At 28.6% G+C, this 22483-nt stretch carries 22 protein-coding genes; 12 read left to right on the top strand and 10 right to left on the bottom strand.

Features of this window, described 5'->3' with window-relative positions; all coding sequences use genetic code 11:
* Positions 1 to 43: 43 nt before the first annotated feature.
* The 11 genes from L8W69_RS04970 to mog all read left to right on the top strand — a co-directional run bounded on the left by L8W69_RS04970 (position 44) and on the right by mog (position 11903).
* The gene (locus L8W69_RS04970; protein WP_133318956.1) at positions 44 to 691 is read left to right on the top strand and encodes an amino acid ABC transporter permease; all 648 of its coding nucleotides are present in this window, start codon (positions 44 to 46) and stop codon (positions 689 to 691) included.
* Positions 684 to 1343, top strand: coding sequence for an amino acid ABC transporter permease (locus L8W69_RS04965; protein WP_263666572.1), 660 nt, complete (start codon positions 684 to 686; stop codon positions 1341 to 1343). The genes L8W69_RS04970 and L8W69_RS04965 overlap by 8 nt, the downstream gene beginning before the upstream one ends.
* Position 1344: 1 nt before the next feature.
* A complete protein-coding gene (locus L8W69_RS04960) occupies positions 1345 to 2082 on the top strand; it encodes an amino acid ABC transporter ATP-binding protein (protein WP_263666571.1) in 738 nt (245 codons plus the stop codon).
* A 108-nt stretch (positions 2083 to 2190) separates the two neighbouring features.
* Positions 2191 to 2988: a cysteine ABC transporter substrate-binding protein gene (locus L8W69_RS04955; protein WP_412175472.1), complete on the top strand. Its 798-nt coding sequence runs from the start codon at positions 2191 to 2193 to the stop codon at positions 2986 to 2988.
* Positions 2989 to 2990: 2 nt separating this feature from the next.
* Positions 2991 to 4205 (top strand): MFS transporter, encoded by a 1215-nt coding sequence (locus L8W69_RS04950; protein ID WP_263659624.1) that lies wholly within the window; start codon positions 2991 to 2993, stop codon positions 4203 to 4205.
* Positions 4206 to 4533: 328 nt separating this feature from the next.
* A complete protein-coding gene (locus tag L8W69_RS04945; protein WP_263666569.1) occupies positions 4534 to 5940 on the top strand; it encodes a COG3400 family protein in 1407 nt (468 codons plus the stop codon).
* Positions 5941 to 5947: 7 nt separating this feature from the next.
* Positions 5948 to 7006, top strand: coding sequence for a 3-dehydroquinate synthase (gene aroB, locus L8W69_RS04940; protein WP_263666568.1), 1059 nt, complete (start codon positions 5948 to 5950; stop codon positions 7004 to 7006).
* Complete coding sequence (locus tag L8W69_RS04935) at positions 7003 to 8532, top strand: mechanosensitive ion channel family protein (protein ID WP_263666567.1); 1530 nt, start codon at positions 7003 to 7005, stop codon at positions 8530 to 8532. Before aroB ends, L8W69_RS04935 begins: the two co-directional genes overlap by 4 nt.
* Positions 8529 to 9785: a tRNA (N(6)-L-threonylcarbamoyladenosine(37)-C(2))-methylthiotransferase MtaB gene (gene mtaB, locus L8W69_RS04930; protein ID WP_263666566.1), complete on the top strand. Its 1257-nt coding sequence runs from the start codon at positions 8529 to 8531 to the stop codon at positions 9783 to 9785. Before L8W69_RS04935 ends, mtaB begins: the two co-directional genes overlap by 4 nt.
* On the top strand, positions 9775 to 11373 hold the full coding sequence (locus tag L8W69_RS04925) for an AAA family ATPase (RefSeq protein ID WP_220566232.1): 1599 nt from the start codon (positions 9775 to 9777) through the stop codon (positions 11371 to 11373). Before mtaB ends, L8W69_RS04925 begins: the two co-directional genes overlap by 11 nt.
* A gap of 2 nt (positions 11374 to 11375) precedes the next feature.
* Complete coding sequence (gene mog / locus L8W69_RS04920; RefSeq protein WP_039618174.1) at positions 11376 to 11903, top strand: molybdopterin adenylyltransferase; 528 nt, start codon at positions 11376 to 11378, stop codon at positions 11901 to 11903.
* Between the two features lie 12 nt (positions 11904 to 11915).
* Here the strand turns inward: mog and L8W69_RS04915 are convergent, their stop codons facing one another.
* From L8W69_RS04915 to L8W69_RS04870, 10 genes are read right to left on the bottom strand one after another with little or no spacing between them, the layout of a single operon-like run.
* On the bottom strand, positions 11916 to 12290 hold the full coding sequence (locus L8W69_RS04915; protein ID WP_263659672.1) for a rhodanese-like domain-containing protein: 375 nt from the start codon (positions 12288 to 12290) through the stop codon (positions 11916 to 11918).
* Positions 12291 to 12292: 2 nt separating this feature from the next.
* Positions 12293 to 12625 (bottom strand): rhodanese-like domain-containing protein, encoded by a 333-nt coding sequence (locus tag L8W69_RS04910; RefSeq protein ID WP_263666565.1) that lies wholly within the window; start codon positions 12623 to 12625, stop codon positions 12293 to 12295.
* Positions 12622 to 14451 (bottom strand): molecular chaperone HtpG, encoded by a 1830-nt coding sequence (htpG, locus tag L8W69_RS04905; protein ID WP_263659674.1) that lies wholly within the window; start codon positions 14449 to 14451, stop codon positions 12622 to 12624. The genes L8W69_RS04910 and htpG overlap by 4 nt, the downstream gene beginning before the upstream one ends.
* 11 nt (positions 14452 to 14462) lie before the next feature.
* Complete coding sequence (gene crcB, locus L8W69_RS04900) at positions 14463 to 14831, bottom strand: fluoride efflux transporter CrcB (RefSeq protein WP_263666563.1); 369 nt, start codon at positions 14829 to 14831, stop codon at positions 14463 to 14465.
* Positions 14828 to 15517: a lysophospholipid acyltransferase family protein gene (locus L8W69_RS04895; RefSeq protein WP_263666562.1), complete on the bottom strand. Its 690-nt coding sequence runs from the start codon at positions 15515 to 15517 to the stop codon at positions 14828 to 14830. The genes crcB and L8W69_RS04895 overlap by 4 nt, the downstream gene beginning before the upstream one ends.
* Complete coding sequence (locus L8W69_RS04890; RefSeq protein ID WP_243705620.1) at positions 15495 to 16700, bottom strand: hypothetical protein; 1206 nt, start codon at positions 16698 to 16700, stop codon at positions 15495 to 15497. The genes L8W69_RS04895 and L8W69_RS04890 overlap by 23 nt, the downstream gene beginning before the upstream one ends.
* The gene (gene purQ / locus L8W69_RS04885) at positions 16694 to 17344 is read right to left on the bottom strand and encodes a phosphoribosylformylglycinamidine synthase subunit PurQ (RefSeq protein WP_263666561.1); all 651 of its coding nucleotides are present in this window, start codon (positions 17342 to 17344) and stop codon (positions 16694 to 16696) included. The genes L8W69_RS04890 and purQ overlap by 7 nt, the downstream gene beginning before the upstream one ends.
* A complete protein-coding gene (gene purS / locus L8W69_RS04880; RefSeq protein ID WP_220566240.1) occupies positions 17341 to 17577 on the bottom strand; it encodes a phosphoribosylformylglycinamidine synthase subunit PurS in 237 nt (78 codons plus the stop codon). The genes purQ and purS overlap by 4 nt, the downstream gene beginning before the upstream one ends.
* Positions 17578 to 17585: 8 nt before the next feature.
* Positions 17586 to 18293, bottom strand: coding sequence for a phosphoribosylaminoimidazolesuccinocarboxamide synthase (purC, locus tag L8W69_RS04875; protein WP_133318981.1), 708 nt, complete (start codon positions 18291 to 18293; stop codon positions 17586 to 17588).
* A 7-nt stretch (positions 18294 to 18300) separates the two neighbouring features.
* Entirely contained in the window at positions 18301 to 19617 is a 1317-nt protein-coding gene (locus tag L8W69_RS04870; RefSeq protein WP_318529601.1) for a S41 family peptidase, read from the bottom strand.
* A gap of 206 nt (positions 19618 to 19823) precedes the next feature.
* Between L8W69_RS04870 and L8W69_RS04865 the strand changes: the two genes are divergently transcribed.
* Positions 19824 to 22397, top strand: a complete 2574-nt coding sequence (locus L8W69_RS04865; protein ID WP_263666560.1) for an ATP-dependent Clp protease ATP-binding subunit — start codon at positions 19824 to 19826, stop codon at positions 22395 to 22397.
* Positions 22398 to 22483: the final 86 nt, after the last annotated feature.

Genomic DNA, 22483 nt, shown 5'->3' with positions numbered 1-22483 from the left:
TCTTATTTGTTACAATATTATATTTTAAAGTATGGATGGTTTCATGGATTTTGATTTTTTAGTCAAGTTTAGCCCTATGTTTATACAAGCTTCTTGGCTTACATTAAAACTTGCTATTTATGGGGTGTTTTTTTCATTTTTAGTAGGTTTATTTTGTGTGGGAGTGAGTTATTTTAAATTTTCCTTTTTAAACACAATTTGTAAAATTTATATAGAATTTTCAAGAAATACACCTTTGCTAATCCAACTTTTCTTTTTATATTATGCTTTACCTGAATTTGGAATTCAACTTAGCTCTTTTGCTTGTGCTGTAATAGGACTTAGTTTTTTAGGTGGTTCTTATATGGCTGAAAGTTTAAGAGCGGGTATGGAAGCGGTTAAAAAACAACAATATGAATCAGGACTTTCTTTGGGTTTGAGTAAATGGCAAAATTTCCGTTATATTATTATGCCTCAAGCTTTGGGTATAGCTATGCCAAGCATTAGTGCAAATATCATTTTTTTACTTAAAGAAACTTCTGTAGTAAGCATTATTGCTTTAGCAGATTTAGTATATGTGGCTAAAGATCTTATAGGGCTTTATTATAAAAGTAACGAAGCATTATTTGCTTTGGTGCTTTGTTATTTGATCTTGATTTTACCTTTATCTTTAGTGTTAAACCGTATAGAAAAAAGGTTAAATTATGTTTGAAATTTTAAATCAAGATACCTTTTTTAGACTAGTGCAAGGTTTAAAGGTTACTTTAGAGCTTTCATTGATTAGCGTTTTGATTTCACTCATAGGAGGAGTATTTTTTGGAATTTTAATGCATTCTAAAAACAAATTCCTTTATGTTTTTTGTCGTTTTATGCTTGAGTTTGTGCGTATTATGCCTTTGATTGTTTGGCTTTTTATAGTGCATTTTGGCTTGGCGAAATGGTTTGGATGGCATTTGAGTGCTTTGGGTTCAAGTATTATTGTTTTTAGTATTTGGGGTGTGTTTGAGATGATGGATTTGGTTAGATCATCTTTAGCAAGTATACCAAAACATCAGTATGAGTCAGGACTTTCACTAGGTTTTAATAAATTTGAAGTTTATCTTTTTATCATTATACCTTTATCTTTGAGAAGATTATTACCAATGAGTATTAATCTTTTTACAAGAATTATTAAAAGCACTTCAGTGATTTATCTAATCGGTGGTATAGAGCTTATTAAAGTAGGTCAACAAGTGATTGAGCTTAATTTATTTCAAAATTCTTATGCGGCTTTTGTGATTTATGGTTTGATTTTATTGATTTATTTTATACTTTGTTATCCTTTGTCAGTATATTCAAAGTTTTTAGAGAAAAAATGGAGCTAATATGAGCATTTTAAAAATACAAAATTTACAAAAATATTATGATGATCATCATGTTTTAAAAGATATTAATTTAGAAGTAAATCAAAAAGAAGTAGTGGTTATACTAGGTCCAAGTGGTTGTGGGAAATCTACACTTTTAAGATGTATTAATGGCTTAGAAGAAATGGCTGATGGAGCTATTTTAGTAGATGATGAGAAAATTGATAAAAATTATAAAAAATGGACTCAAATTCGTCAAAAAATAGGTATGGTGTTTCAATCTTATGAGCTTTTTGATCATTTAAATGTTGAGCAAAATATACTTTTAGGACCTTTAAAGGTGCAAAAAAGAAAAAAAGAAGAGGTTTTAGAAGAAACAAAATACTGGCTTGATAGAGTAGGACTTTTGCATAAAATAAAAGCTTATCCTAAAGAATTAAGCGGTGGACAAAAGCAACGCATAGCCATAGTTAGAAGTCTTTGTATGAACCCTGAAATCATGCTTTTTGATGAAGTTACAGCAGCACTTGATCCTGAAATCGTGCGTGAAGTTTTAGATGTGATTTTAAATTTAGCAAAAGATGGTATGACTATGCTTATAGTTACACATGAAATGGGTTTTGCAAGAGCAGTTGCTGATAAAATAGTTTTTATGGATGATGGTAAAATAGTAGAAATTTCAAATCCTGATGAATTTTTTGAAAATCCAAAGACAGATCGTGCGAAAAAATTTCTCAATTTGTTTGATTTTCATCGTTAATTTTATTTTTTTAAAATATTTATTTAAAAAAATAATATAAGGTTTAAAAATTTAAATTTTTAATCATAAGGATAAAACATGAAAAAAATTTTTCTTTTATCATTTTTGATGGCACTTTTTTTTAGTGCATGCTCAAATTCGAGCTCTAATGAAAATTCCATAGAGAAAATCAAACAGCAAGGTGTAATCCGTATAGGTGTATTTGGCGATAAACCTCCGTTTGGTTACCTAGACGCACAAGGGAAAAATCAAGGTTATGATGTATATTTTGCTAAACGCATAGCAAAAGAGCTTTTAGGAGATGAGTCTAAAGTGCAATTTGTACTTGTTGAAGCAGCAAATAGAGTAGAATTTTTAGAATCAAATAAAGTAGATTTAATCTTAGCAAATTTTACAAAAACCCCAGAAAGAGAAGCTGTGGTTGATTTTGCATTACCTTATATGAAAGTTGCTCTTGGGGTGGTGGCTCCTAAAGAATCAGATATTGAAACTTTAGATGATTTAAAAAATAAAACTTTAATTTTAAATAAAGGCACAACAGCTGATGCGTATTTTACAAAAAATATGCCAGATATTAAAACGATTAAATTTGATCAAAATACAGAAACTTTTGCAGCTTTAATTGGTAAAAGAGGTGATGCGTTAAGTCATGATAATGCATTGCTTTTTGCTTGGGCTAAAGAAAATCCAAATTTTGAAGTAGTGATTAAAGAACTTGGAAATCATGATGTTATAGCTCCTGCTGTAAAAAAAGGTGACGAAGCTATGTTAAATTTTATCAATGATTTGATTTTAAAATTACAAAATGAACAATTTTTCCACAAAGCTTATGATGAAACTTTAAAGCCATTTTTTAGCGATGATATAAAAGCTGATGATGTAGTAATCGAAGGTGGCAAAATTTAATAATGCAAAAAGCTTTTAAAAATACCATCTATGCTTCCTTAGGTGGTATTTTGGAATTTTATGATTTTGTTTTATTTATCTTCTTTGCAAGTGTTTTTGCAAAAATTTTCTTTCCTCAAAATGATGATTTTTGGCCATTAATCTATACTTATGTAGCCTTTGGGGCAGGGTATTTAGCCAGACCTTTTGGTGCTGTTGTTTTAGCGCATTTTGCAGATATAAAAGGGCGTAAGAATGTTTTTTATATTAGCATGCTTTTAATGGTTGTACCAAGTTTTATTTTGGCCTTTTTACCTACTTATGAAAGCATAGGGCTTTTGGCTACTTTTATGCTTTTTGTTATTAGGATAGCCCAAGGATTAGCCATAGGAGCTGAAGTTAGCGGTGCTTGGATTTTTGTGAGTGAATTTGTGAGTAAAAAAAGACTTGGCTTGGCACTTGGTTTTATTTCAGCGACTTTGACTTTAGGTTTATTGCTTGGAAATTTAGCGACTTTGACTATATATGCGTATTTTGATAAAGAAGAAGTAGAAAGCTTTGCTTGGAGAATTCCTTTTTTTATAGGAGGATTTTTTGGTATATTGGCTTTATTTTTACGCACGAAATTGAATGAAACACCAGCTTTTAAAAATATAAAAGCAAAAGAAAAAATTTTAAATTTCCCACTTTTGCAGGCTTTAAAAACACATAAAAAAAGTATGTTAATATGCGCTTTACTTACTGTGGTTTTAACAAGTGGGGTGGCTACTTTAATGATACTGCCACAATATTTTGAAAGCTTATTAGGAGTTAGCAAAACTACTGCTTTGTTATATCAAAATTTGGCCATAGTGATGATCATACTAGGAAGTTTAGCACAAGGATATTTAGCAGATTTTTTAGGACATTTTAAAATTTGTTTGATTTTCACTTTACTTTTTGGAATTTTTGGTATAGCTTTTAGCTTTTATAATGAGTGGTTTTTGTTATTTTATTTGCTTGCTTGTTTTGCACAAGGTATTATAGCTTTTGCTCCTATTTTTATGACTCAAATTTTTACCACAGAGTTAAGATCGAGTGGTCTTTCTTTTGCTTATAATATTTCTTATGCGATTTTGGGTTTTATAACCCCTTTTATTGTTAATTTTGTATATAAGGAGTATTTTTATATTTATATTATTTTTATAATTATTGCTAGTTTGCTAAGTTGTTTTTTAAATAAATTTTTTATTAAATAATTATATATATTAATATTTATTTTATTGATAATACTATTATATATACTACAAAATTTTGTGATAATTTTATCCAAAAAATATATTATACAGTTTTTTTAAGTAGATTTTAATTGACATGTGAGAAATATTTATTATATCTCTTTAACTTTAAAATCCTTTTATAAGCTAAATAAGTATCCATCATTAAGATTTTTACTGAATGAAAAATAATAATTTTTGTTAATTTAAAAAGATATATTAAGTAGTGGAATATATTTTGAAAAAATAAAAACTTTAAAATATAAACTATAACTTTGCTATAATTATACTTTATATTTTAGAGGTGTGAATGAATAAGATTTTATTACTAGCTGATGGACCTTTTGCGAAAGATTTTTTAAAGAAAATTTATAATAACAAAACCTTCAAAGAGTCTTTGAGTGTTGTGTATTATAATGATGATAGCGTAGACTTAGACTTAGAGAATGAACAAATTTCTTTTTTTAAATTTGATCCTACGAGTTTGATTAAGCTAGAAAATTTATTAAAAGAAAATTTTCATCAAGCTATTATTTATATGCAAGAAGAAGCAGATACATTAGCTTGCTATAAAAATTTAAGAAAATTACACCCAAGATTAAATATAGTTATTATGGATTTGTGGAATAGCCAAATTGATGATAATTTTTGTGAAGTAATTAATATTTATGATACTTTAAGTACAAGATTGACAGGTTGTTTGGATAATATGCCTTCAATGGCACAATTTATAGGGCTTGGACAAGGTGAGATTATGGAGGTTAAAATTCCTGCAGGGTCAAGCTTTGCTTATAGACACATAAGCTCTATTAGCCAAAAACGCTTTAAAATCGTAATGGTTTATAGAAATAATGAATTTATTCTGGCAAGACCTGGGCTTATTTTAATGCCAAATGATAGCATTTTAATCGTGGGTGATCCTAAAGTTTTGCAAAGTGTTTTTACTAATGTTAAAACAAGCTTAGGACGCTTTCCATCGCCTTTTGGAGATAATATACTTTGTATTATAGATATGAAAAAAATGAGTGAGTTTGCTATAGAAAAGCTTATTTTTGCAAGCTTGCTTTTGCATGTAAGAATCAATAGCAAAAAACTTTATTTTAAGGTGATTAATCCTACTTTAACTCCTATGTATTATAAACTTAAATCCTTGCATAAAAATAGCACTGAAGTGATATTTGACTTTGAAAGCACAAATATAAAAAACATTAAACCTTTTGTGGAAAATACTAGCATAGGTTTACTAGTGGTGGAGGATTATCTTTTTGAAAAAGAAAAAAGTTTTCTTTTTACTTTAAAACTTCCTGTGTTAAAAGCAGGTAAAGGGGATTTTGCAGATTTAAAATCTTCTGTAGTTTTAAGTTCAAATTTTGAAGATGTAGAGGGTATTGCTTCTATTATGCTTGATTTTAACAAGCAAATTCAACTAGGCCTTGCCTTGTATTACTATGCTTTAAAATTAAATAAAGCCGAAATTTTTGAATATCATCAGTATTTTGAAAGCCTTTCAAAACTTCATGATGAAAAATTACTTTTGATAGAAGAAAAAGAACATAATCCTATCAATAAATTTTCTTACAAACAAAATATATTGCATTTTGTACCATTTAATGAAAAAATTTTAGGAAACAATTTCAATAAAATTTTAAAAACGGATTTAAATACGATATATTATAAGATGAATAAAAATTATCAATTGTTTATACCATCATTGTGAGAAAATAATGCAAGTTAAGGTAAATTTAGATAAAAATACAAGTTATAATGTCTATATAAATGAGTTAGAAAAATTAAATTTTGATACTAAAGTAGTGATTTTAACTAATGAATTAGTTGCAAAACTACATTTGGATACACTTTTGAAAAAAATTCATGCTAAAGAACTTTTTGTTATAAAAATCAAAGATGGCGAAGAGTATAAAAATTTACAAACTATAGAATACATCTTAGATCAAATGTGTACTTATAGGCTAGATAGAAAAAGCTTACTCATAAGCTTTGGTGGTGGGGTGATCTCTGATATGGGTGGTTTTGTAGCAAGTATATATCAAAGAGGGATAGAATTTATCAATATCCCTACAACTTTACTAGCTTGCGTGGATGCAAGTGTGGGTGGTAAAACCGGAGTGAATAATAAATTTGGTAAAAACTTAATAGGCACTTTTTATCAGCCAAAAGCAGTGTATTGTGAAAGTGAGTTTTTAAAAACTTTACCTTTAAGAGAGCTAGCTGCAGGTATGGCTGAATTTATTAAAATGGCTGTGATTTTTGATGAAGCAATTTTATCTTTTTTGGAAAATTTGGACGAGGATAAAATTTTTAATGCTAAATTAGATGATATTATTTTAGCTCAAATCATCCAAAAAAGTATAGAACTTAAAGCTAATGTGGTTTCACAAGATGAAAAAGAAAGTGGCTTAAGAATGCTTTTAAATTATGGTCATACTTTTGCTCATGTTATAGAAAATCAAACAGGATATAAAAAGTACTTACATGGTGAAGCCGTGGCTATAGGTATGAACATGGCAAATATTCTAGCTTTAAATTTGGGGTTATTAAGCGAGCAAGAATGCCAAAGAGTACAAAAATTGCTTGTGAAATTTAAATTACCCATATCTTATAAAATTTCAAATATAGAAGAGTTTTATAATGCCTTTTTCTTAGATAAAAAAACACATTTTCAAAAGATTAATTTTGTTTTAGCTTGTGGTTTAGGAAAAGCTTGTATAAAAAATGATATATCTAAAGAAGATATTTTACACACTTTAGAGGTGTTTGCATGAAAAAAATTATATTGATTTTGCTCTTACCCTTTACATTACTTTTAGCGCAAGATGATATAGAGCATTTAGAACAAAAATTAAATGAATTACATAATAATTTAGCATATAATACTTGGATAATTAAATATAATAATTTTAACATTTACAGAAAAACTCAAGATGAAATTTTGGCTTTAGAAAAAGAAAGTTTAAAAGCTAATGAACGCAATAAAAGCATTATAGAAAGACAAATTTTAATTTTAAAAGAAAGACTAGAGCTTTTAAGTGAGTATAAAAGTGCAAATTTTTCTAAGATGGTTTTGGCACCTGAAGAAGTTGATAAAATAGATAAGCTAACTAATCCTTTAGCTATTATTTCAGCATACTCACATATAAAAAAATTAAGACGCGACAAAGAAGAATATGTCAATCTTTTAAATAGTTTTAAGCAAACTTTAGATGAGCTTATAAAAGAAAATGTTTTAGTAGCTGAAATAGCTAAATTATCTTCTAATAAAGAGCATGATGAATATTTAAAAATATCCAATCAAATGGTTAGAGATTTTTCACAAACTCTGCGTTTTGGAGAAATTTCTTATTCTGTGTATGAGAAAAAAATTCAAGAAGAGATTGAAAAAACGACAGCTTCAATTAAAATTCAGGGTGTAAGAGCTTTCAATATAGTTTTGGCTATTGTTATAGTTGTAGCCATAGCATTTTTACTCAAATTTATAGCTAGAAAATATATAGGCGATAATGATCGCTTTTATACAGCAAATAAAATCATTAATTTTATTAATATCAATGTAATTGTTTTAATTTTGCTTTTTGGATATATTGAAAATATTAGCTATTTAGTTACTGTGCTTGGTTTTGCTTCTGCTGGTTTGGCTATTGCTATGAAAGATATGTTTATGTCTATGCTTGGTTGGTGTGTGATAGTTTTTGGTGGAAGTTTTAGAGTGGGCGATAGGGTGAGAGTTTTTCAAAACAATACACATTATATCGGCGATATAATTGATATTTCGTTTCTAAGAATAACTTTGTATGAAGATATATCTTTACTAACTTATACAGATAATCGAAGAAGTGGTAGGATAATTTTCATACCAAATAATTTTATTTTTACCAATCTTATATCAAATTATACTCATCATGGGATGAAAACAATTTGGGATGGACTTGATATTACTTTAACTTTTGATTCAAATCATCAAAAAGCCTTAGATATAGTAGAAGAAATCGTTATAAAAGCTTCCAAAGGCTATACAAAAATTGCAAAAGAATCCATGAATAAATTAAGAAATGAATACAGCATTAGAAATCCTAAAGTAGAACCTAGGTTTTTTACATTTTTAGAAGGTTATGGTATGAGAATTTCTGCTTGGTATATGACAAATTCTTATGCGGCCTTGGTTTTAAGAAGTAATATAAGTAAAGAAATTATCAATGAATTTAATAAACATAATGATATAAAAATAGCCTATCCATCACAAAATTTATATATGGCAAAACATGAATTTATAGAAAATAAGGAAGATATTTGAAAAAAAAGGTATATTTTAAAACTTTTGGTTGTAGAACTAATATTTATGATACGCAATTATTAAAAACTTATATTAAAGATCATATTGTCACACAAAATGAACAAGAAGCTGATGTGATAGTGATAAATTCTTGCACGGTTACAAATGGTGCTGATAGTGGGCTTAGAAGTTATATTAATAGTGTAAAAAAAAATGGAGTTAAGGTTATACTTACAGGCTGTGGTGCTGTAAGCAAGGGAAAGGATTTTTTTAATAAAAAAGAAATTTTTGGAGTTTTAGGAGCTTCTAATAAAGATAAAATTAACGAGTTAATCTCACAGGATAAAGCCTTTTATGAGCTTGGAAATTTACGCTTTATTGATACAAAAATCGTAAGTAATTATGAAAATCACACTAAAGCTTTTGTAAAAATTCAAGAAGGATGTGACTTTGCTTGTAGTTATTGCATAATCCCAAGTGTTAGAGGTAAATCAAGAAGCATGCCAAGTGAGGAAATAATAAAACAAATCAAACTTTTGGCTCAAAATGGTTATAGTGAAGTAGTTTTAACGGGTACTAATATAGGAAGTTATGGTTTAAAAGATAAAACTACACTTGGAAAATTACTGCAAGAAATAGGCAAGATTAATGGTATAAAAAGAGTAAGACTTGGGAGTTTAGAACCTGCTCAAATTGATGAGAGTTTTAAAGAAATTTTAGATGAACCTTGGCTTGAAAAGCATTTGCATATTGCTCTGCAACACACTCATGAAAAAATGCTACGCATTATGCGTAGAAGATCACACACGCAAAATGATTTAGCATTGTTTAATGAGTTAAATCAAAAAGGTTTTGCTTTAGGAACAGACTTTATCGTGGCACATCCCGGGGAAAGTGAGTTGATATGGCAAGAAGCTTTAGAAAATTTCAAACAATTTAAACTCACACATATCCATGCTTTTATTTTCTCACCACGCGATGGAACGCATTCTGCTTCTATGAGTGAGCGAATTAATGGTGATATAGCCAAAGAAAGATTAAATATTTTAAAAGATATAGTCGCACAAAATAATTATGAGTTTAGAAAAAACCAAAAAAATATTTTAGAAATTTTAGTCGAGAGTAAAAAAGATGGTTTTTATGAAGGCTATGATCAATTTTTTAATAAAATCAAAATTACAAGCAAAGAAGATATTGCTAAACAATGGATAAGTATTGAAAAATATGAATGCAAAGAAGATTGTAACTATATAAGGTTAGAGGATGAAAAATAAAAAGATTATCTTAGCTTCATTTTTATTGCTTTGTGTTTTTATATTGATTGCATTTTTAAAAAATCAACCAGATTATATTAGCAAGGCTGCTTATGAAGAGCTTTTAGAACAAAATTTAATCCAAAAGGCTATAGTAGAAAATAATGAAATATTATTAAAAAGCAAAGAAGGAAATTTTTTAATCGCTAAAGATGTAGTGGATTTAAATGCTTTGTGGCAAAAAATTCCTTTAGAATATGCTAAAGATTATGATTTGAGTGAGTTTTTTTTGATATTTATTTTACTTGCTTTTCTCATAAGCTTTTTACTCTTTCTTAATAAAAAAAACAAAGATAGGCAAAATTTACTTTCTTTGGAAAAAAATATTTTAGAAAAAAATGAACAAAATAACACCATACAAGATGTAGTAAGTGAAGTTAAATTTAAAGATGTAGCAGGGGTTGATGAGGCTAAGGTGGAGCTTTTGGAAATCGTTGATTTTTTAAAAAATCCTCAAAAATATAAAGATTTTGGCGTGAAAATGCCAAAAGGCGTTTTGCTAGTAGGCCCTCCTGGAGTAGGTAAAACCTTGATAGCAAAAGCAGTAGCAGGTGAAGCTGGGGTGCCATTTTTTTATCAAAGCGGGGCTAGTTTTGTAGAAATTTATGTAGGTATGGGCGCAAAAAGAGTAAGAGAGCTTTTTTTAAAAGCTAAATCAAAAGCTCCAAGTATCATTTTTATAGATGAAATTGATGCAGTTGGTAAAAGTAGGGGGGATTTTTCTAATGTAGAAAGAGATAATACCCTAAATCAGCTTTTAACTCAAATGGATGGATTTGAAGATAATAGCGGGGTTATAGTGATGGCCGCTACAAATAAAATCGATCTTATGGATAATGCACTGTTAAGATCAGGGCGTTTTGATAGAAGAATTTTTATATCATTGCCTGATTTTAAAGATAGAATGCATATTTTGCAAAATTATATGAAAGAAAAAAAATCTAGTGTAGATTTAGAAAAAATTGCAAAAGCTAGTGTGGGTTTTAGCGGAGCAGCTTTAGAGACTTTAGTTAATGAAGCGGCTATTAATGCCATAAGAAGAAAATCAGATTTAATAGAAGAAAATGATTTTTTTGCAGTGCTTAATAAAGTTTTAATGGGTAAAAAAAAGATTTTTTCTCTAAGCGACAAGGAAAGAAAAATTCAAGCCACATATCAAGCAGCTAAAGCCTTGTGTGCTTTTTATTTTGATGTTAAATTTGAAAAAATTACCCTAATTGAAGATAGGTTTAAAGAATATGAAAATACTATCAAATCAAAATCAGAATTATTAAATAAAATAAAAGTTTTTTTAGCAGGTTCAGTTGCTATGGAGCTTATTTTTAATGAAAGTTACACTAATGCACAAAGTGATCTTTTAAAGGTTAAAGAATTGCTCGTTTTTATGGAAACTTTCGCTATGGCAAATGAGGGTTTATTACAAGAGCAAAAGCAAGAAGTGAAAGAATTTTTAGAGTTAATGAAAGAAAAAGTAGTGAGATTAGCTAGTATTCTTTTAGAAAATGAAAAAATAGAAAAACAAGATATAGAAAAAATTATAATGGAGTGAAAATGGTAAAAATAGGAATTTTAGTACTTTCAGATAGAGCAAGTAGCGGAGTTTATGAGGATAAATCCGGGGTAGAGATAGAAAAAATTTTAGATTCTTATATAAAAAATGAAAAAAGCTTTTATTATGAGCTAATTCCTGATGAGTATGATTTAATCATAGAAAAATTAGCTTATTTGGCAGATGAAGTAAAATGTGATTTGATTTTTACCACAGGAGGTACAGGGCCTGCTTTACGTGATGTGACACCAGAGGCAACACAAGCAGTGTGTGATAAAATGCTTCCAGGTTTTGGGGAGTTAATGCGTGCAAAAAGCTTAGAATATGTGCCAACGGCTATACTTTCAAGACAAAGTGCAGGTATAAAAGGAAAATCATTAATTATTAACTTACCGGGTAATCCAAAAGCTATAAGAGAATGTATTGAGCCTATATTTCCTGCTATTCCTTATTGTGTAGATTTGATAGGTGGAGCTTATATTGAAAATAATGAAGAAGTAATTTCTGTGTTTAGACCAAAGAAAAAATAAGTCTAGTTAGACTTATTTTGAGGTTTCATAACCTTGTGATAAAAGTGCGTTTATACCGCCTTTTAAATTAGTAACTTCTATGCCATTTTGATCTAGTAAAGCAGAAGCCTTAGCACTTCTTGCTCCACTTCTACAAACTATAGCAATAGGTTTTTTGCTTGAAATCTTTTTAATTTCCTCAACGAAATTTTTATTCAAGCTTCCATCTTCATTATAAAAGCTAATTTTAATGGCATTTTTTATTGTGCCAGTTTGTACCCATTCACTAGGTTTTCTAACATCAATTACTTGATAATTTTCTAAAATTCCTGCGTTAATATCGATATTTTTAACTTCTGCTAAAACAAAACTAGTACAAAGCATTAAAGATAAAAATATTTTTTTCATAATCAACCTTCTTTTGTTGCTTCATAACCTTGTGATAAAAGCGCTACCATGCCACCATCTAAATTAGTACATTCTATACCTAGAGCATCTTCTATCATCACAGCAGTATGTTTGCTTCTTGAGCCTGTAGCACATACAAAGGCTATGTTTTTATTTTGATAATCTACTTTTTCTTTAAACTCTTGGATGAAATTTTCATTCATAAAGCCATTATCATCGCAAAGTGCGATGAGTACAGCTTCTTTTATAACCCCGCTTTTCCATTCGCTAGGAGTTCTTACATCTATAATGCAAAATTCGTGCAAAATATCTTTAGAAATAGCTATATTTTTCATTTTTCTAAAGCCTTAGAAACGATTTTGCTTAAGGCATTGTTAAATTCACTAGGGTTATCTATACCCATACCTTCGCTAAGTTTAGCCATATTTAAAAGAATATGTGCCATTTCATTAGCTAAAGTATCATTTTCTTTTAAGGCTTTTAAAATTTCATGATTAGGATTGATTTCAAGTATAGGTTTAACTTGCTGTTCTTGCCCCATTTGTTTAAGAATTTGTTGCATAGCAAAATCAGGTTTATTTTGATCATAAACAATACAACTTGGACTATTTGAAAGTCTTTGGCTAAGTTTTACCTCTTCAACATCATCTTTTAAAACTTCTTTTATTTTGATGAGCAAGCTTGCAAATTCAGCCTTTTGTTCTTCGCTAGTTTCTTCGCTAGCTAGATGATTGATAGCGCTAAATTTTAAGCCTTCAAATTCATTCATCATAGGCATAACTATGGTGTCAATTTCCTCATCAAGTAATAAAACATTGATATTTTTTTGTTTATAGCTTTCAAGAAGTGGAGAATTTCTTAAAAGCTTTTCATTTTTTCCACTAATATAAAAAATTTCATTTTGACCTTCAGCTAGGTTTTGTTTATACTCTTCAAGATCAATTAATTCTTCTTTATTTGAGTTTTTAAAATATAAAAGCTTAGCTATAGCGTCTTTATTTTCGCCAAAACCATATAAACCCTCTTTTAAAACTTTTCCAAAATTTTCATGGAATTTAAGATAGTTTTCTTTATCTTTTTCTTTAAATTTTTTAAGTTCAGCTAGGATTTTTTTAACACTTGCTTCTTGAACGCTTTTTAAGATTTTATTTTCTTGTAAGATTTCACGACTAACATTAAGCGGCAAATCTTCTACATCAATAATCCCACGCACAAATCTTAGATAAGTTGGTAATAATTCTTTATCATCATCACTTATAAAAACTCTTTTAACATAAAGTTTTAAACCACTTTTATAATCTACTCTATAAAGATCAAATGGAGCTTGCGCAGGTATAAAGAATAAAGAATTGTATTCTATAGAACCTTCAGCTTTTGTGTGGATATAAAGCATAGGTTTGTTTGAATCATGGAAGTTTTGTTCATAAAATCTTTCATAATCTTCAGCTTTTAAACTTGCTTTATTTTGTCTCCATAAGGCACTTGCTGTATTAATTTGAGTGTTTTTTAATTCTTTTTTAGGTTCTTTTTCACCTTCTTCTAGTGGTAAATATTCTTCTTTTTCCATGAAAATAGGAAATTGTATATGATTTGAATATTTTTCTACTATGCTTTCAATGCGGTATGAGTTTAAAAACTCTTCATCTTTTAAATGCAAGGTTATGCAAGTGCCTTGTTCGTCTTTATTTGCATCTTCTATTTCATAGCCACTAGCATCAGAAGTCCAAAGATAAGCTTTGTCATCTAATGCTTTTTTGCTTAAAACTTCTATTTTGGAAGCTACCATAAAAGCAGAGTAAAAACCTACACCAAATTGTCCTATAAGTTGAGAGTCTTTTTTGGCATCACCACTTAAGTTCTCTAAAAAGCTTTTTGTGCCACTTTTAGCAATGGTTCCAAGATGATTGATTAAATCGTCTTTATTCATACCTATACCATTATCACTTATAGTTAAGGTTTTTGCTTCTTGATTGAAATTAATTTGAATTTTTGGCTCAAATTTTAAATTTTTATAAGCATCATCACTCACGCTTAAATAACTAAGTTTATCAAGTGCATCACTTGCATTAGAAATAAGCTCTCTTAAAAAAATTTCTTTGTTAGAATACAAAGAATGAATCATAAGTTGTAAAAGTTGATTAACTTCAGTTTGAAATTGCATTTATATCTCCTTTATTTAAAAATTAAAAAACCAATCCATACTGCCAAAAGACAAAGGATAACATTTAAAATAATATTTAGAAAAAAGTGAAAATAATCACCATTTTGCAAAAATAACAAATTTTCATAAGAAAAAGTTGAAAAAGTTGTAAAGGCACCCAAAAAACCAGTGCTAATTAAATTTTTAGTAAAAATATGCACACCTTTAGAATTTGCATAAGAAAAAAATAAACCTATTAAAAATGATCCTATTATATTGACCATTAATGTCCCATAAGGAAAGTTATGAGGAATGATTTTATTAAAAAAGTTGCTAGTAAGCATTCTGGATATGGCCCCTAAAAAGCCTCCAAAACCTACAGCTAAAATTGTACCAATCAAGCTTGTGACCTTTCGCTATCTAAGATTGTTTGCATTTTTTCTCTAGTTTGCTCAAGCCAATCATCTTTACTTGTATCGACAAGATCTAGAAATACCACTTTTAAAACACCACTATTTGCACTAAAATTTTGGGTGTCTAAAATTTTAGCTGAATCAACAATTACCACAGGCTGGACTTTTAACTTAAGCTTTTCACTTAAAATTTTAGCTCCGACTTTAAATTTTAAAAGTTTTTGTGTTTTAGATCTTGTACCCTCTGGAAAAATGGCTAAAATTCTATCCTCATTTAATCTTTCTTTGGCTTCTTTTAAAAGCTTTACTAGGCCTTTTGGACTTCTATCTATACAAATAATTTTTGGTTTTTTAATCAAAGTTTTAAAAACAGGGAGTTCGCCTAGTTCTTTTTTAGCTATCCAAGATATATTTTTTGGACATAAATCTTCCAAAACAACTATATCTAGCAAGCTTTGATGATTGATTAAAAGCAAATTAGCTTGAGGGTGTATAGAACCTTGGGTTTGAATTTTATAGTTTATTATATATTTTTGCAGTTTTGACCATACTTTTCTGATTTTCCAAATTTTTTCTTGCGATTGCAATAATAAAAAGGCAATACATAAAAAAATAATAGATAAAATAAATTCTACCCAAAATATTAAAGCTTTAAATCTTTGATAAATCTTCACTTTTCACCCAGCCTATTTTTCCATTATTAAATAAAATTTTTCTGTATTCATCTCTTGAATCTAACACTTCTACTTCTTGTTTGTATTTCCCAGAATAAAAATGAGTTGAGTTTAGAGTTGGTAAAATTTGTACTTTACTTTCAGCTTTTAATATAGCTTTATATATGTTATTTTGAGCTAAAAAACTTGCTATTAGAGCCAAAATTGCCAAACCTAAAGCTGTGTAGCTTTTTTTAAATACAAACCATAAAGCGAAAATACCACACAAGCTCCATAAAAAAACTTGTTTGTAAAAATTAAAATCATTAGTTTTTGGATTTAAATCACTTTGTGTACTTATACTATCTTCTTTAAGTTCTATTTTTAAGGAAAAATCTTTTAATTCTTTAGAATTTAAATTAAAGTAAGAAAAATCAAAACGCGTTTTACTTTTATCTAAAATAGCATAATAAAATCCACTTTGTTTTTCAAAATCGCCTTTAATAGCCTCTACACCTTGTTTTTGGATATCTTTTATGTTAAAACTTGCTAGATTTGTGTTTTCTCCCGCAAGTTCTATAAATAAAATTATACTATCATTATCAAAACTACTCGCTTTTACTTGTTTAACTTCCAAATTGCTTGCAACTATATGTGAGTATTTATTAGAAGGAGCATCGATTTTTTTAAGTTTAATGGGCTTTATAATTAATGATGAGCTTTGAAAAATATGATCATTTCTACTTAATGAAACGATGATTTTGTTTAAACTAGCATTTAAACTTTTAGCTTCAAACCATAATTTTGTATGATATGAATTAGCCTTTTGTTCCCAAATAGGATTAGGATTGATCCAAAGCATATCATCACTTTTTTCAAAACTCACATTTAAATCAAAACTCACATTAGTTGTGGTAATAACCTCAAGATCTATAGCAAAAGCTTCATCTATGAAAGCTTCATCAGTGTATTCTTTTGCGTTTAATACTAAAGAACCTTGAGGGATGAAATTTTCATCATCGATTTTACTTTCATAATTACTCTCATCACTTGGAGCGATGGTTTGATAAATTTGCTTAGCTTGATCATCTAATTGATTGTAATTTTTTTCTAAAGTGTTATAATCTTCAAAAACACTATTTTCTTGAGCATATAAGTTAAAAGTTAGTAAAAAAAGACAAAAAAATTTGAAGATTTTTAGCAATTTAAAAATCCTTCAAACATTTTAAGTCCTACTTTTGATCCAAGAATATCATCGCACATTCTTTCAGGATGTGGCATTAACCCAAAGACTTTTTTATTTTCATCACAAATTCCTGCTATATCGTTTAAAGAGCCATTTGGATTATTGATATATCTTAGTAAGATCATATCTTTATCTTCTAGCATTTTAATATCATCTTCGCTATTAAAATAATTTCCTTCTCCATGGGCAATAGGTAATTCTATGATATCATTTTTTTGAAAATTTTTCAAAAAAGCATTATTATTTGATACTACTTGCAATGCTTGCATTTTAGAAATAAAACTTAAACTATTGTTATGTTTCATAGCTCCTTTTAAAAGTCCAAGTTCTAATAAAATTTGAAAGCCGTTACATATGCCTAGAACATATCCACCTTTTTGAACATGCTCTTTAAGTGTTTTTATAGCAGGAGCAAGTTTTGCAATAGCAGCACATCTTAAATAATCTCCATAAGAAAAACCTCCAGGTAATACGATTAAATCTGCACTAAAATCTTGTCTTTCATGCCAAATGATTTCAGTTTTTATCCCTAATTTTTCAAAGGCATAAGCTGTATCAAACTCACAATTAGTTCCAGGAAAACGAATAATAGCTACTTTCATAATATTATCTCATAATCTTCTATCACAGTATTTGCAAGTAATTCTTTACACATTAAATCAACTTGTTTAAAAACTTCTTCTTTATCATCACAAGCTATATCAAAACTAATTTGTTTTGAGGTTTTAACATTTGCAATATTATTAAAATCCAAAGAATGCAAAGCCTTTTCTATGGCTTTGCCTTGAGGATCTAAAACCCCATTTTTAAGTGTGATATTTATAGTTACTTTCATTATTTTTCCTAACTTAAAATTCTTTTTAAGACTTCTTCGTAAGCCATTTTTACATTACCTAAGTCTTGTCTAAAGCGATCTTTGTCTAATTTTTCATTAGTTTTACTATCCCAAAATCTACAACTATCAGGACTAATTTCATCAGCTAAGATCATATTTCCTTCATTATCAATACCAAATTCTAATTTAAAGTCAATCAATCTTAAGCCTTTAGATTCAAAGAATTTTACTAGAATAGAATTGATATGTCTTGCGGTATTTTTGATTAATTCTAAATCTTTTTCACTTTTTACTAGATTTAAAATCAAACAATGCTCATCGTTGATAATAGGATCACCTAAATCGTCATTTTTATAACAAAACTCAACTACAGCAAAAGGTAAAATCGTGCCTTCTTTAATGCCTAATCTTTTTGTTAAAGATCCTGTAGCTACATTTCTAGTAATAACTTCAATGGGTATAATATTACATTTTTTAACAATTTGTTCTTTTTCACTGATGGTTTCTACTAGATGGGTTTTAATGCCTTCTTTTTCTAAGAGATGAAAAATTTCAGTACTAATTTTACAATTTAATGCACCTTTTCCTGCTTCATTACCCTTTTTTTCTGCATTAAAAGCTGTTAAATCATCTTTAAATTCTGTGATGAGTAAATTCTCATCATCAGTTTTAAACATTTTTTTACCTTTTCCTTCATATAAAAGATCTAATTTCATAGCTATTTTACTCTCCTTTTGTAATGTTTAAAATTTTAATTGCATCTATTGCGGTTTTTAGTTGTATGTCATTATTAATTTGTTCTTTGGTAATGATATTTCTATCTTCTTTGTTGTCTTTTTTCTTTTCTTGATGTCCGATTTTATCTAGTTCAGCTTGTAAGTGTTTTTTAAGATCACTTTCTTTGATTTCAAAGCCGTGATTTTCTTCTTTACTTACTTTTCCTGGAAATACTTCTATATCAGGATTAACTCCAACAGCTTGTATAGTTCTACCACTTGGTAAATAATATTTTGCTATAGTAAGTCTCAAGCCTTCTTTACCTTTTTCATCCATAGGTAATATAAGTTGCACACTACCTTTTCCAAAGGTTTTTTCTCCTATGATAATAGCGCGTTTAAAATCCTGCAAAGCCCCACTTACAATCTCGCTCGCACTTGCACTGCCACCATTTACAAGCACTACTAAAGGTGCATTAGTGATTTTTTTACTAGGATTTGCTTTAAATTCTACATTCTCGCTTTCAATTTTACCTTTTTGTGAAACGATTACTCCTTTATCTACAAAAAGATTTACTAAACCAACTGCTTGATTTAAAATACCGCCTGGATTGGTTCTAAGATCTAGTATAATTCCTTTTGTATTAGAATGTTTTTTGATTGCTTTACTAGCTTCATCTACAACATTTTTATCAAAATTAGTCACTCTTAAATAAAGTAAATTTTCATTTTCAATTAATTTTGTATAAACACTATCTACTTTTATGATATCTCTTTTTAAATTTACATCAAATGGCTTTGCATCGCCTTTTCTATAAATAGTTAGAGTAACCTTTGTTTTAGGCTCTCCACGCATTTTAGAAACAGCTTCATTTAAAGTCATACCTAAAGTTGATTCGTTATTAATTCTTAAGATAATATCATCAGTTTTAATACCTGCTTTATCCGCTGGACTTCCTTCTATAGGAGCTACAACACTAATTGCTCCATCTTTTTGGGTAATAGTAAAGCCAAGTCCACCAAATTCCCCATTAGTTTGTTCTTTAAGTTCTTTATAACCTTTTTCATCTAAGAAGGAAGAGTGGGCATCTAAATTTGTAAGCAAACCTGCTATGGATTTATCAACCAAATCTGTATAATTAACATCATCAACATAATATTGTTCTATGATAGACATAGTTCTTGTAAGTTTAGATAAAGCTTCTATTTTTTTTTCTGCTTCGCTAGGAGCGGGATTTTTAGCTTGCAAGTTAGTAAAAATAAAAGAAGCGGTTATTAAACTACAAATGCTAGCTGCGATAATAAGATTTCTTTTTGTCTTCAAAGGAAAAACTCCAAAATAAATATGAATTCATAAAATAATTATCTAATTTTAGTTATTTTTGCTTAAAAAATCGTAAATAAAGTAAATATTTTTATGATATTAGTGTGTGTATATAAAAAATTATTTATAAATATAACTAAATAAACTTGACAATAATAGACTAAAGTTATATAATACACTTCATATAAAAGTAAAAAGGAGTAAAAATGGCAAATATACAAGATTTTTTAACAGATTCTATGCTTTCAAATATAGAAAGTGCAATTTCTTTGGCCATTCATTCTAAGAATAGTGAAATAAAACCTTTGCATTTATTATGGGCTTTAAGTGTTGATAGCTCTAGTTTGCTTAATCAAGTTTTTAATAAATTAAATGTTTCTAAAGAGGCATTTGAGTTAGAAGTAAAAAGTAAAATTTTATCTTTTCCTACTAGCTCAAATGTAAATAAAGATAATATTAAATTTTCAAATGAATTTATTAATTCTTTAGAAAAAGCAAAAGGCTTGGCTTTAGAAAATAAAGATAGTTATTTAGCTGTGGATATGTGGCTTGTTTCAGAAAGTGTTAGCGGGGTTATTAAAGAACTTTTGTCTAAATTTGTAGATTTAAATGAGTTTAAAAAAGAATTGGAATTTATTAGAGCAGGAGCTAAAATAGAAACCAAAACAAGTGATGAAACACTTGATTCTTTGTCTAAATTTGGTATTGATTTGACTATGAAAGCTAAAAACAATGAGCTTGATCCTGTTATAGGTAGGGAAGAAGAAATTCAAAGATTAATGCAAATTTTAATCAGAAAAACTAAAAATAATCCTATTTTATTAGGTGAGCCAGGGGTAGGAAAAACTGCTGTGGTGGAAGCTTTAGCACAAAGGATAGTAAAAAAAGATGTTCCTACTTCATTGCAAAATAAAAAAGTTATAGCTTTAGATATGAGTGCTTTAATAGCAGGAGCAAAATACAGAGGTGAATTTGAAGATAGATTAAAAGCAGTTGTAAATGAAGTAATAAAACATAAGAATGTAATTTTATTTATAGATGAAATTCACACCATTGTAGGTGCAGGTGCAAATGAAGGGAGCATGGATGCAGCAAATATTTTAAAACCTGCTTTAGCAAGAGGTGAACTCCATACTATAGGTGCTACAACCTTAAAAGAATATAGAAAATATTTTGAAAAAGATGCAGCTTTACAAAGAAGATTTCAGCCTGTAAATGTAGCTGAACCTAGTGTAAATGAAGCTTTGGCTATGCTTAGAGGTATAAAAGAAAAATTAGAAATTCATCATAATGTAACTATCAATGATAGTGCTTTAGTGGCAGCCGCAAAGCTATCTAAGCGTTATATAGCTAATAGATTTTTACCTGATAAAGCGATTGATTTAATTGATGAGGCTGCAGCGGAATTAAAAATGCAAATAGAAAGTGAGCCAAATTCTTTAAGAAAGGTTAGAAAACAAATTGAAAGCTTGGAAGTGGAAAATGAAGCTTTAAAAATGGAAGAAAACGAAGTTAATGAAAAAAGATTAGAAGAGATTAAAAAAGAATTAGCAAATTTAAAAGAAGAGCAAATTAAACTTAATGCCAAATTTGAAAATGAAAAAGCAGTATTTAATGGCATAAGTGCAAAGAAAAAAGAAATCGATACTTTAAAAAATGAAGCTATTTTGGCTAAAAATAAAGGAGATTTCCAAAAGGCTGCTGAAATAGAATATGGCAAAATTTTAGAGTGTGAAAAAGAGGTTTTAAATTTAGAAGAAAAATGGAAACAAATGACCCAAGAAGGAGTTTTGCTTAAAAATCAAGTAGATGAGGATTTAGTAGCTGGTATTTTAAGTAAATGGACAGGCATTAGTGTACAAAAAATGCTCACTTCTGAAAAACAAAAATATTTACATATTCAAGAGTATTTACAAGAAAGCGTCATAGGGCAAGATGAGGCTTTGAGTGCTTTAGCTAAAGCTATTAAGCGTAACAAAGCAGGGTTAAATCAAGCAACTAAGCCTATAGGAAGCTTTTTATTTTTAGGGCCAACTGGAGTAGGTAAAACAGAAAGTGCGAAGGCTTTGGCTAAATTTTTATTTGATGATGAAAAAGCTATGGTGCGTTTTGATATGAGTGAATTTATGGAAAAACACAGTGTATCAAGACTTTTAGGTGCACCTCCAGGATATATAGGGCATGAAGAAGGTGGGGAATTAACTGAAGCTGTTAGAAGAAAGCCTTATAGTGTGATTTTATTTGATGAAGTAGAAAAAGCCCATAAAGATGTATTTAATATACTTTTGGGAATTTTAGATGATGGTAGGGCTACAGATAGTAAAGGCGTAACGATTGATTTTACTAATACTATCATTATCTTAACTTCTAATATAGGTGCAAATTTTATTATGGAGTTAAAGGGCGAAGAAAAAGAAAAAGCTATCAAAGAAGCTCTTAGAAACTTTTTTAGACCGGAGTTTTTAAATCGTTTAGATGATATTATCACTTTTAACCCTTTGGGAGAAAGTGAAGCTAAAAAAATAGTTAAATTGCTTTTTAATACCTTGCAAAAAAGTCTTGAAAATAGGGGTATTAAAGCAAGCTTGAGTGATAATGCTGCTAGTTTAATAGCAAAAGTTGGTTTTGATGTAGATTTTGGCGCAAGACCATTAAAAAGAGCTTTGTATGATATGGTAGAAGATAAATTAAGTGATATGATATTATCGGATGAATTAAATGAAAATGATGAGATTATTATAGATTCTAAAGATGATGAAATCATCATTGTTAAACAATAAGCAAGTGTAATACTTGCTTATTTAGAGTAAAATTATCTTAATAATACTAAATTGTAAATACTTCGTATATTTGATTAAAAAATTAT

It is taken from the genome of Campylobacter sp. CNRCH_2016_3089 (assembly GCF_025772505.1).
In the GTDB taxonomy this organism is placed as follows: domain Bacteria; phylum Campylobacterota; class Campylobacteria; order Campylobacterales; family Campylobacteraceae; genus Campylobacter_D; species Campylobacter_D lari_D.
Note: the sequence above shows the minus strand (reverse complement) of the source record. Positions and strands in the feature narration are given on the sequence as shown.